This is a genomic window from Pseudomonas sp. E315, assembly GCF_055406205.1.
This window is the reverse complement of sequence record NZ_JBUZPJ010000017.1, coordinates 37,821-49,707: the sequence shown is the minus strand read 5'-3', so window position 1 is coordinate 49,707 and position 11,887 is coordinate 37,821. Positions and strand designations below refer to the sequence as shown.

General features: G+C 54.5%; 10 protein-coding genes and 2 tRNA genes. All 12 read left to right on the top strand.

What is annotated here, in order from left to right:
* Nucleotides 1–12 precede the first annotated feature (12 nt).
* Nucleotides 13–1,350, top strand: coding sequence for a phosphoglucosamine mutase (gene glmM / locus ACZRJQ_RS19735; protein WP_463980004.1), 1,338 nt, complete (start codon nt 13–15; stop codon nt 1,348–1,350).
* Nucleotides 1,351–1,416: 66 nt separating this feature from the next.
* Nucleotides 1,417–2,172 carry a triose-phosphate isomerase gene (gene tpiA / locus ACZRJQ_RS19730; RefSeq protein WP_463980003.1) on the top strand — a complete coding sequence of 252 codons (756 nt, stop codon included), beginning with the start codon at nt 1,417–1,419 and terminating at the stop codon, nt 2,170–2,172.
* A 3-nt stretch (nt 2,173–2,175) separates the two neighbouring features.
* Entirely contained in the window at nt 2,176–2,559 is a 384-nt protein-coding gene (gene secG, locus ACZRJQ_RS19725) for a preprotein translocase subunit SecG (RefSeq protein WP_463980002.1), read from the top strand.
* Nucleotides 2,560–2,587: 28 nt separating this feature from the next.
* Nucleotides 2,588–2,673: transfer RNA gene (locus ACZRJQ_RS19720), tRNA-Leu, on the top strand.
* A gap of 96 nt (nt 2,674–2,769) precedes the next feature.
* Nucleotides 2,770–2,846, top strand: a tRNA-Met gene (locus ACZRJQ_RS19715).
* Between the two features lie 140 nt (nt 2,847–2,986).
* Nucleotides 2,987–3,445 carry a ribosome maturation factor RimP gene (gene rimP, locus ACZRJQ_RS19710; protein ID WP_463980001.1) on the top strand — a complete coding sequence of 153 codons (459 nt, stop codon included), beginning with the start codon at nt 2,987–2,989 and terminating at the stop codon, nt 3,443–3,445.
* Nucleotides 3,446–3,492: 47 nt separating this feature from the next.
* The gene (gene nusA / locus ACZRJQ_RS19705) at nt 3,493–4,974 is read left to right on the top strand and encodes a transcription termination factor NusA (RefSeq protein ID WP_463980000.1); all 1,482 of its coding nucleotides are present in this window, start codon (nt 3,493–3,495) and stop codon (nt 4,972–4,974) included.
* A gap of 27 nt (nt 4,975–5,001) precedes the next feature.
* The gene (gene infB, locus ACZRJQ_RS19700; protein ID WP_463979999.1) at nt 5,002–7,500 is read left to right on the top strand and encodes a translation initiation factor IF-2; all 2,499 of its coding nucleotides are present in this window, start codon (nt 5,002–5,004) and stop codon (nt 7,498–7,500) included.
* A gap of 158 nt (nt 7,501–7,658) precedes the next feature.
* On the top strand, nt 7,659–8,060 hold the full coding sequence (rbfA, locus tag ACZRJQ_RS19695; RefSeq protein WP_463979998.1) for a 30S ribosome-binding factor RbfA: 402 nt from the start codon (nt 7,659–7,661) through the stop codon (nt 8,058–8,060).
* A 3-nt stretch (nt 8,061–8,063) separates the two neighbouring features.
* Nucleotides 8,064–8,981: a tRNA pseudouridine(55) synthase TruB gene (truB, locus tag ACZRJQ_RS19690; protein WP_463979997.1), complete on the top strand. Its 918-nt coding sequence runs from the start codon at nt 8,064–8,066 to the stop codon at nt 8,979–8,981.
* A gap of 162 nt (nt 8,982–9,143) precedes the next feature.
* Nucleotides 9,144–9,413, top strand: a complete 270-nt coding sequence (rpsO, locus tag ACZRJQ_RS19685) for a 30S ribosomal protein S15 (protein WP_261739728.1) — start codon at nt 9,144–9,146, stop codon at nt 9,411–9,413.
* A gap of 227 nt (nt 9,414–9,640) precedes the next feature.
* Nucleotides 9,641–11,746: a polyribonucleotide nucleotidyltransferase gene (gene pnp / locus ACZRJQ_RS19680; protein ID WP_463979996.1), complete on the top strand. Its 2,106-nt coding sequence runs from the start codon at nt 9,641–9,643 to the stop codon at nt 11,744–11,746.
* Nucleotides 11,747–11,887: the final 141 nt, after the last annotated feature.

Here is an 11,887-nt window from a genome sequence, read left to right as displayed (position 1 = left end):
GATGGAGTACTTATGACGAAGAAATACTTTGGCACCGACGGCATTCGCGGTCGGGTCGGCGTTTATCCCATTACACCTGATTTCATGCTCAAGTTGGGTTGGGCGGCTGGTATGGCATTTCGCAGTATGGGTGCATGCCGGATTTTGGTCGGCAAGGACACGCGCATCTCAGGCTATATGTTTGAATCTGCTTTAGAGGCTGGTTTGTCTGCTGCTGGGGCTGATGTGATGCTGTTGGGGCCAATGCCCACGCCGGCGATTGCTTATCTCACGCGTACTTTTCACGCTGAGGCGGGCATCGTGATCAGCGCTTCGCACAATCCGCACGATGATAATGGGATCAAATTCTTTTCGGGTGAGGGCACTAAGCTGCCTGACGAAGTTGAATTGATGATCGAGGAGCTGTTGGAAGCTCCCATGACTGTTGTTGATTCGGGCAGGCTGGGCAAGGTGTCGCGTATCAATGATGCGTCGGGTCGTTATATTGAATTCTGTAAAAGCAGTGTGCCGACCAGCACCAATTTCAATGGGCTGAAAATTGTTATCGATTGTGCTCATGGTGCCACTTATAAGGTGGCTCCAAGCGTGTTCAAGGAGTTGGGTGCGCAGGTAACTGTGCTTTCGGCTCAGCCTAATGGTCTGAACATTAATGACAATTGTGGGTCGACCCACATGGGGCAGTTGCAGGCGGCAGTCTTGGCTGAGCACGCAGACCTGGGTATTGCTTTTGATGGTGATGGTGACCGGGTTCTGATGGTCGACCATACAGGAGCAATTGTTGATGGTGATGAGCTGCTTTTCATCATCGCGCGCGATCTGCACGAGCGAGGCAAGTTACAGGGCGGCGTGGTGGGTACGCTGATGAGTAATCTCGGCCTTGAGCTTGCTTTGGCGGACTTGGGTATTCCGTTTGTGCGCGCCAATGTGGGTGACCGCTATGTTATTGCGGGCTTGCAAGAGCGTGATTGGCAGGTTGGCGGGGAGAACTCCGGGCATATCGTTTGCTTCCAGCACACCACTACCGGCGATGCAATTATTGCGGCGCTTCAAGTGTTGCTGTCGTTGCGTCGTCGCGAAGAAAGCTTGGCTCAAGCGCGTCAAGCCTTGCGTAAGTGTCCTCAGGTGCTACTGAATGTGCGATTTGCGGGTGGAGTAAACCCGGTTGAGCACCCTGCTGTTAAAGAGGCTTGCGCGCGCGTAACTGAGGCTATGAATGGTCGTGGTCGAGTGCTTTTGCGTAAGTCGGGTACTGAGCCGTTGGTTCGTGTCATGGTTGAAGGTGATGACGAAAACATGGTTCGCGGCTATGCCGAAGAGCTGGCAAAACTGGTAAGTGAAGTTTGTGCCTGAATTCGGCTTGCCAGCGCGGATGTGGTTGGGTAACATCTGCGCCCACTTTGACCGACGAGGTAAAGCATGCGTCGCACTATGGTAGCTGGTAACTGGAAGATGCACGGTACCCGCGCCAGCGTCGCTGAGCTGATCGACGGTCTGCGTAGTCTGGTCTTGCCAAACGATGTTGATGTTGCAGTATTCCCGCCTCAGCTGTTTATTGATCGTGTTATCAATGGCTTGCAAGGCGCACCGATTTTGATCGGTGCTCAGGATGCGGCAGTGGAGCCGGGGCAGGGCGCTCTGACTGGCGAGATTTCATCTGGCCAGTTGGCAGATGCAGGTTGCAAGCTGGTGCTTGTGGGGCACTCTGAGCGTCGCCTGATTCTGGGTGAGCAGGATGAGATGCTCAATCGCAAGTTTGCAGCGGTCCAAGCCTCTGGTTTGACGCCAGTGCTGTGCATAGGGGAGACCCTGGAGCAGCGCGAAGCGGGACAAACGCTTGAAGTGGTAAGGCGTCAGTTGAATGTCGTAATTGACGAGTTTGGCATTGATGCTTTTGTAAATGCTGTGATTGCATACGAGCCGGTCTGGGCTATTGGTACTGGGCTGACTGCGTCACCGCAGCAGGCGCAAGATGTGCATGCGGCCATTCGCGCACAACTGGCGCAACAGAATTCTGAGGTCGCACAAGGTGTGCGGCTTCTATACGGCGGCAGCGTGAAGGCGGCCAATGCGGTCGAATTGTTCAGCATGCCGGATATCGATGGGGGACTCATTGGTGGGGCTTCCCTGAATGCAGATGAGTTCGGTGCGATCATTCGTGCCGCAGGAAACTGAAAAATGCTGGATAAGGTCGTAATTGTTTTTCATCTGCTGACAGCATTGGGTGTAATTGCCTTGGTATTGCTGCAACAGGGTAAAGGAGCGGATGCAGGAGCATCTTTCGGCGCAGGGGCATCAAATACTGTGTTCGGAAGCCAAGGTTCCTCTACCTTTCTTAGTAAGTTTACTGCTATACTCGCCGCAGGTTTTTTCATAACCAGCTTGGGGTTAGGTTACTTTGCTAAAGAAGAAGCTAAACAGCTGACTCAAGTAGGTTTGCCAGATCCAGCGGTATTGGAAGTTCCAAAGCAAAAGCCGGCTTCAGATGATGTTCCGGTGCTTAATGAGCAAAAGTCGGCTACTCCAGCGACTGACGTACCTCCAGCTCAAGAGCAAAAGTAAAACGGGTTTCATGATGTAACGTTGTATTGCCGAGGTGGTGGAATTGGTAGACACGCAACCTTGAGGTGGTTGTGCCCATAGGGTGTAGGGGTTCGAGTCCCCTTCTCGGTACCAATTATCAAGAATGCCCGCAGTAGCGGGCTTTCTTGTATGTGGAAGGTTGGATTGACCCTGAAAAGGATCAACCGTATACTTCCGCTCCAGCTTTGTCGCGGGATGGAGCAGTCTGGTAGCTCGTCGGGCTCATAACCCGAAGGTCGTCGGTTCAAATCCGGCTCCCGCAACCAGTTTTAGCGGAGCCCCTTCTTAGGGGCTTTTTGTTAACTGGACACTTTATAGCGTCGGTATTCAACGACGTTTCAGAGATGGGCGCTTCGCCCATTTTTTCATTTTGCACAGCATGCACAAACATGCACAGGGGGTTCAGGTGTCGAGCAAGCTAGAACAGTTGCAGGACTTGTTGGCCCCGGTGATCGTGGCCCTTGGCTATGAATGCTGGGGTATTGAATTTTCGGCTCAAGGCCGCCATTCAATGTTGCGTGTGTATATCGACAAGGAAGGCGGCGTATTGGTGGATGACTGTGCCATTGTCAGCCGTCAAATCAGCGGCGTTCTGGATGTCGAAGATCCTATCGCTGTTGAATACACCCTTGAAGTTTCTTCTCCTGGCATGGAACGCCCACTGTTCACTCTTGAACAGTTTGCCCAGTATGTCGGTGAGCAAGTGAAGATCAAGCTGCGATCGCCTTTTGAAGGGCGTCGCAACTTTCAGGGCCTTCTGCGCGGCGTAGAGGAGCAGGATATTGTGGTGCAAGTAGAAGACCACGAGTTCCTGTTGCCGATCGATATGATCGACAAGGCCAACATTATTCCCAGTTTTGACTGAGACGCGGATCCCGCGGATCCAATGGCTTGCGAAAGGCGAGGCGTACGATGAGCAAAGAAGTACTGCTGGTTGTTGAGTCGGTGTCCAATGAAAAGGGCGTACCGGCAAACGTTATTTTTGAAGCGCTGGAGCTGGCTCTGGCCACCGCTACTAAAAAGCGCTTTGAAGACGAAGTCGAACTGCGTGTGGAAATCAATCGCCACACCGGTAACTATGAGACTTTCCGTCGCTGGACTGTGGTCGAAGACGAAGATCTGGATGATCCAGCAATCGAGTTGGCGGTAGACCAGGCCCAAGCGAAACAGCCAGGCGCTGTAGCTGGCGATATTATCGAAGAGAAAATCGATTCTATCGAATTTGGTCGGATCGCTGCACAAACGGCCAAGCAGGTCATTGTGCAAAAAGTCCGCGAAGCTGAGCGTGCTCAAGTCGTTGATGCCTATCGCGAGCGTCTTGGCGAAATTATTTCTGGCACAGTTAAAAAAGTTACACGTGACAATGTGATCGTTGATCTGGGCAACAACGCAGAAGCGTTGCTGGCTCGTGAAGACATCATCTCGCGTGAAACTTTCCGCGTGGGTGTACGCCTTCGCGCACTGTTGAAAGAAATTCGCACCGAGAACCGTGGCCCTCAACTGATTCTGTCGCGTACAGCGCCAGAGATGTTGATTGAACTGTTCCGTATCGAAGTGCCAGAAATCGCTGAGGGCCTGATCGAAGTGATGGCGGCCTCCCGCGATCCTGGATCACGCGCTAAAATAGCCGTTCGCTCCAAAGACAAACGCATTGATCCGCAAGGTGCCTGCATTGGCATGCGTGGTTCGCGTGTTCAGGCAGTGTCCGGCGAACTAGGCGGAGAGCGAGTGGATATCGTCCTTTGGGATGACAACCCGGCGCAGTTCGTGATCAACGCAATGTCGCCTGCTGAAGTGGCGGCAATTATTGTCGACGAAGATGCCCATGCAATGGACATCGCCGTTGGCGCTGACAATCTGGCCCAGGCGATTGGTCGCGGCGGTCAGAACGTACGTTTGGCTAGCCAGTTGACTGGCTGGACCCTGAACGTGATGACCGAATCGGACATCCAGGCTAAGCAGCAAGCAGAAACCGGCGACATTCTGCGCAACTTCATCGAAGAACTTGAAGTTGATGAAGACCTGGCGCAGGTACTGGTTGATGAAGGCTTTACTAGCCTGGAAGAGATTGCCTACGTACCGGTGGAGGAAATGCTCAACATCGATGGCTTTGACGAAGATACCGTCAACGAGCTTCGCGCTCGGGCCAAGGATCGTTTGTTGACTAAAGCCATCGCTACTGAGGAAAAGCTGGCAGACGCCCATCCGGCCGAAGACCTGCTCTCGCTTGAGGGTATGGACAAGGATTTGGCGATGGAACTGGCGGTGCGCGGCGTAATTACCCGCGAAGACCTGGCCGAGCAGTCTATTGACGACCTGCTCGACATCGACGGCATTGACTCTGATCGTGCCGGCAAGTTGATCATGGCCGCCCGAGCCCATTGGTTCGAGTAATTAGGCGCGGCCTGAGGAGAGAAATGCATGACGCAAGTCACGGTGAAACAACTGGCCGATGAGGTCAAAACACCGGTTGAGCGCCTGTTGCAGCAGATGCGTGAGGCAGGTCTGCCGCACAACGCCGCCGAGCAGAATGTAACCGACAGTGAGAAGCAAGCTCTGCTGACTCACTTGAAAAGCAGCCACAAGGCGAAAGTGGAAGAACCGCGCAAAATCACTTTGCAGCGTAAAACCACCAGTACCCTGCGTGTAGCTGGTAGCAAAAGCATTAGCGTTGAAGTACGTAAGAAGAAAGTCTTCGTACAGCGTAGCCCGGAAGAAATCGAAGCCGAGCGTAAGCGTGAGATGGATGAACGCCGTGCAGTAGAAAATGCCGCACGTCAAAAGGCTGAAGAAGAGTCCAAGCGTCGCGCCGAAGAAGAAGCGCGCCGCCAGCCAGCTACTCCGTCTGCCGCACCAGCTGTTGCAGCACCTGCACCCGTGCAAGCTGCACCGGCAGCAGCCCCTGCTCCAGCAGCAGATGCGCGCAAGCGTGACGAGCAGCGTCGCCCAGACAAACCACGTGCTGACGACAACAACCGTCGCGGTAGTGGTGACGGCGATCGCAAGAACGCGCCGCATCGTGCTTCTGTTAAAGAAAAAGCACCGACACCACGTGTTGCTCCGCGCACTTCCGATGAAGAAAGCGATAGCTTCCGTCGCGGTGGTCGTGGCAAGGGCAAGCTGAAGAAGCGTAACGCTCACGGTTTCCAGAGCCCTACCGGCCCTGTAGTTCGTGACGTACAGATTGGCGAGACCATCACTGTCGGCGATTTGGCTGCACAAATGTCGGTCAAGGCTGCTGAAGTCATCAAGTTCATGTTTAAGCTGGGTACTCCAGCAACCATCAACCAGGTACTGGATCAGGAAACTGCCCAACTGGTTGCTGAAGAACTGGGCCATAAAGTGACTCTGGTGAGCGACAATGCCCTGGAAGATTCCTTGGCTGAGTCCCTGAAGTTCGAAGGTGAGTCGTTCTCCCGTGCGCCAGTTGTGACCGTAATGGGCCACGTTGACCACGGTAAAACATCCCTGCTCGACTACATCCGTCGTGCCAAGGTAGCTGCTGGCGAAGCCGGTGGTATTACTCAGCACATCGGTGCATACCACGTTGAAACCGAACGCGGCATGGTCACGTTCCTCGACACCCCGGGTCACGCTGCGTTTACCGCAATGCGTGCACGTGGTGCCAAGGCAACTGACATCGTGATTCTGGTTGTTGCTGCAGACGACGGCGTAATGCCGCAAACCATCGAAGCTGTTCAGCATGCGAAAGCGGCTGGTGTGCCGTTGGTTGTTGCAGTGAACAAAATCGATAAGCCAGGTGCTGACCTCGATCGCATTCGTAGCGAATTGTCCGTTCACGGCGTAACGTCGGAAGAGTGGGGTGGTGACACTCCGTTTGTTTCGGTCTCGGCGAAAATGGGTACCGGCGTTGACGAGTTGCTCGAAGCAGTATTGCTGCAAGCTGAAGTTCTGGAACTCAAAGCAACTCCATCGGCTCCTGGCCGTGGCGTAGTTGTTGAGTCCCGTCTGGACAAAGGCCGCGGTCCTGTAGCAACTGTTCTGGTTCAAGACGGTACTCTGCGCCAAGGCGACATGGTACTGGTTGGTTCCAACTACGGTCGCATCCGCGCCATGCTCGATGAGAACGGCAAGCCTATCAAGGAAGCCGGTCCGTCCATCCCTGTCGAGATTCTCGGCCTGGATGGTACGCCAGATGCTGGCGACGAAATGAGCGTGATGACTGACGAGAAGAAGGCGCGTGAAGTTGCCCTGTTCCGTCAAGGCAAATTCCGCGAAGTGAAACTGGCGCGTGCTCACGCAGGCAAGCTGGAAAACATCTTCGAGAACATGGGCCAGGAAGAGAAGAAGACGCTTAACATCGTCCTCAAATCTGACGTCCGTGGTTCGTTGGAAGCTCTGCAGGGCGCTCTAAGCGGCCTGGGTAACGAAGAAGTGCAAGTGCGCGTAGTGGGCGGCGGTGTCGGTGGTATCACCGAGAGCGATGCTAACTTGGCACTGGCCTCCAACGCTGTATTGTTCGGTTTCAACGTGCGTGCTGATGCTGGCGCTCGCAAGATTGTCGAGCAAGAAGGCCTGGACATGCGTTACTACAACGTCATCTACGACATCATCGAAGACGTCAAGAAAGCCCTTACCGGCATGCTTGGCAGCGACGTTCGGGAGAACATCCTGGGTATTGCTGAAGTCCGCGACGTGTTCCGTTCGCCTAAGTTTGGTGCGGTTGCAGGTTGTATGGTGCTGGAAGGTGTTGTTCACCGTAACCGTCCTATCCGCGTATTGCGTGAAGACATTGTTATCTACGAAGGCGAGCTGGAATCCCTGCGTCGCTTTAAAGATGACATGTCCGAAGTGCGTGCCGGCATGGAATGCGGTATCGGCGTCAAGAGCTACAACGACGTTAAAGTCGGTGACAAGATCGAAGTGTTCGAGAAGGTCCAGGTTGCTCGCAGCCTCTAAATCGCGAGCCTCAAGAGCGAGGACGAGCCGTCGCATGCCCATGCAGCGCGCTCGGCCTGGACTCTAAACGCAACGCCCGGTCCGGCTTATGTCTGGCCGGGCGTTTGCCGCTTTCAGAACGCATGGGTTTCCCATGGGTGAGTAACAGGTAACAAGACATGGCAAAAGAATATAGCCGTACCCAACGTATCGGCGATCAGATGCAGCGTGAGCTGGCACAGCTGATCCGTCGTGAAGTCAAAGACCCACGAGTGGGTCTGGTCACCATTACTGCTGTTGAAGTTAGCCGTGACGTTGGTCACGCTAAAATCTTCATCACCGTGATGGGGCAGGACAACGCCGCAGATATTGCTCAGACCATCAAGGTGCTGAACTCGGCAGCGGGCTTCTTGCGCATGCAACTGGCGCGTGAAATGAAGCTGCGCAGCGTTCCACAGTTGCACTTCCACTACGACGAAAGCGTTGTGCGTGGTGCTCACCTGTCCGCCTTGATTGAGCGTGCAGTGGCTGAAGATAATCAGCACCCTGAAACAACCGCACCCGAAGACACCAAGGAGTAACTGGTGGCTCAGGTTAAGCGTATTCGTCGTAACGTCAGCGGCATCATCCTGCTCGACAAGCCACTAGGATTTACGTCCAACGCGGCCTTGCAGAAAGTTCGCTGGCTGCTCAATGCCGAGAAGGCAGGGCACACCGGTAGCCTCGATCCCTTGGCCAGTGGCGTACTGCCGCTGTGCTTTGGCGAAGCCACCAAGTTTTCGCAATACCTGCTCGATTCTGACAAGGGTTATGAAACCTTGATGCAATTGGGCAAGACCACTACCACGGCAGATGCTGAAGGTGAGGTTTTACAGACTCGCCCAGTGACCGTTGGTCGCGCCGATATCGAAGCTGTTTTGCCTAAATTTCGTGGGCAAATCAGTCAGATACCGCCGATGTACTCTGCGCTCAAGCGCGATGGTCAGCCGCTTTACAAGTTGGCTCGTGCAGGCGAAGTGGTGGAGCGTGAACCGCGTTCTGTTACTATTACCCGCCTCGAATTACTGGCCAGCGAAGGCGACACGGCGCGCTTGGCGGTTGACTGCACCAAAGGCACCTATATCCGTACCCTTGTGGAAGATATCGGTGAAGCACTGGGTTGCGGAGCGTATGTTGCACAACTGCGTCGTACGCAGGCAGGTCCTTTCAGTCTGGCCCAAACGGTCACCCTGGAAGAGCTTGAAGCGGTACATGCAGAAGGTGGCAACGAAGCAGTTGATCGCTTCTTGATGCCATCGGACAGCGGTTTGCTGGACTGGCCTTTGCTGCACTTCTCGGAGCACAGCGCATTCTATTGGCTCAATGGCCAACCGGTTCGCGCTCCAGATGCACCGAAGTTCGGCATGGTGCGGGTACAAGATCACAACGGTCGCTTTATCGGTATCGGTGAAGTGAGCGAAGACGGGCGCATCGCGCCGCGTCGACTGATTCGGTCAGAATGACCGGAACAGGCTGGCCCAAGATGTAATACTCTTTGGCCGGACTGGAACGAGGGTGGCTGTTATTAGGCACGGTCACATCTCATTTATAAATACGAGGATTTGTCCTCGGCCTATTGGATCTGTCTTGTTCGCAAGCAGACCCCTAAAGAAAGGAAATGCCTCATGGCACTGACAGTTGAACACAAAGCAGAAATCGTAGCTGACTACCAGCAAGCTCCAGGTGATACAGGTTCTCCAGAAGTGCAGGTTGCACTGCTGACCTTTAACATCAACACGCTGCAAGGTCACTTCAAAGCAAACAGCAAAGACCACCACTCCCGTCGTGGTCTGATCCGCATGGTAAACCAGCGTCGCAAGCTGCTGGACTACCTCAAAGGTAAGAACGTTGAGCGTTACAAAACGCTGATCGCTCGCCTGGGTCTGCGTCGCTAATAGCGATGTTGCTAGAGGCTGGTCGTCTGTCGTGTGTTTGCGGGTTTCCCGCAGGCGCATGTCAGGCTTCCAGCCTCAAGTTTTATTTGGACTAACCGGATTCTTACCAAAACTCTCGCCTAAGGGCCGTTTTCGTAAGCATCTTGAGTCGGGCTAGGGCCTGACACTGGCCAATAATTTCGCAAGAAACCAGTTCCCCAAGAGCCACAAAGAGAAGGTAGGACACCGTGAACCCGGTTATCAAAAAATTCCAATTCGGTCAGTCGACCGTCACCCTCGAGACTGGCCGTATCGCCCGTCAGGCCTCCGGCGCAGTATTGGTCACCGTTGACGACGACGTCAGCGTATTGGTGACTGTAGTCGGTTCCAAGCAAGCTGATCCAGGCAAGGGCTTCTTCCCTCTGTCGGTTCACTACCAAGAAAAAACCTACGCCGCGGGTAAAATCCCAGGCGGTTTCTTCAAGCGTGAAGGTCGCCCTTCCGAGAAAGAAACCCTGACTTCGCGTCTGATCGACCGTCCGATCCGTCCGCTGTTCCCAGAAGGCTTCATGAACGAAGTGCAGGTTGTTTGCACCGTTCTGTCCACCAGCAAAAAAACTGATCCAGACGTTGCTGCAATGATCGGTACTTCGGCTGCGTTGGCAATCTCCGGTATTCCTTTTGATGGCCCAATCGGCGCTGCCCGCGTTGCGTTCCACGAAAGCACTGGCTACCTGCTGAACCCGACTTACGAGCAACTGGCCGCGTCGAGCCTGGACATGGTTGTTGCCGGTACTTCGGAAGCCGTGTTGATGGTTGAGTCGGAAGCCAAAGAGCTGACCGAAGACCAAATGCTGGGCGCTGTACTGTTCGCCCATGACGAATTCCAAGTCGTTATCCAGGCTGTTAAAGAGCTGGCTGCCGAAGCTGCAAAACCTACATGGGACTGGGCTCCACAGCCAGAAGCCACTGCACTGCTGGGCGCTATTCGTGCCGAGTTCGGCGAAGCGATCTCCCAGGCCTACACCATCACCGTTAAGGCCGATCGTTACGCGCGCCTTGGCGAGCTGAAAGATCAGGTTGTGGCTAAGCTGTCCGGTGAAGAAGGCCAGCCTTCTTCCAGCGAAGTTAAAGCCGCTTTCGGCGAAATCGAATACCGCACCGTTCGCGAAAACATCGTTAACGGCAAGCCACGTATCGATGGTCGCGACACCAAGACTGTTCGCCCTCTGAACATCGAAGTAGGTGTTCTGCCAAAAACCCACGGTTCGGCTCTGTTCACCCGTGGTGAAACTCAGGCTCTGGTAGTTGCCACGCTGGGTACTGCCCGTGACGCGCAATTGCTCGACACCCTGGAAGGCGAGAAAAAAGACCCGTTCATGCTGCACTACAACTTCCCTCCGTTCTCGGTAGGTGAGTGTGGTCGTATGGGTGGCGCTGGTCGTCGCGAAATCGGTCACGGCCGTCTGGCACGCCGTTCGGTTCAGGCCATGCTGCCTGCTGCTGACGTGTTCCCGTACACCATCCGTGTTGTGTCGGAAATCACCGAGTCCAACGGCTCCAGCTCTATGGCTTCGGTCTGCGGCGCTTCTCTGGCTCTGATGGACGCAGGCGTACCGATGAAGGCACCTGTTGCCGGTATCGCTATGGGTCTGGTTAAAGAAGGCGAGAAGTTCGCTGTTCTGACCGACATCCTGGGTGACGAAGACCACTTGGGCGACATGGACTTCAAAGTAGCGGGTACCGCCAAAGGTGTTACCGCGCTGCAGATGGACATCAAGATCAAAGGCATCACCGAAGAAATCATGGAGATCGCACTGGGCCAAGCCCTGGACGCTCGCCTGAACATCTTGGGTCAGATGAACCAGATCATCGCTGTGTCGCGCAACGAACTGTCGGCTAACGCGCCGACCATGATCGCGATGAAGATCGACACCGACAAAATCCGTGATGTTATCGGTAAAGGCGGCGCGACCATTCGTGCGATCTGTGAAGAAACCAAAGCTTCGATCGACATCGAAGACGACGGTTCGATCAAGATCTTCGGCGAAACCAAAGAAGCTGCCGAAGCAGCGCGTCAGCGCGTTCTGGGCATCACCGCAGAAGCTGAGATCGGCAAGATCTACGTGGGCAAGGTTGAGCGCATCGTCGACTTCGGCGCATTCGTTAACATCCTGCCAGGTAAAGACGGTCTGGTTCACATCTCTATGCTGAGCGATGCTCGCGTTGAGAAAGTGACTGACATTCTGAAGGAAGGTCAGGAAGTAGAAGTGTTGGTACTGGACGTGGACAACCGCGGCCGTATCAAGCTGTCCATCAAGGACGTCGCTGCTGCAAAGGCGTCGGAAGCTTAATCGCTCCCAACTCCCCGGCTTGAGAAAGGACCCTTCGGGGTCCTTTTTTTATGGCTGCAATAAAGTTTGGGTCGAGGGCTAAAGGCCATGAGCCAAAAGCCGCAACTTGCATGCAGGATTGGCAAGGGTCATGCAATCTGC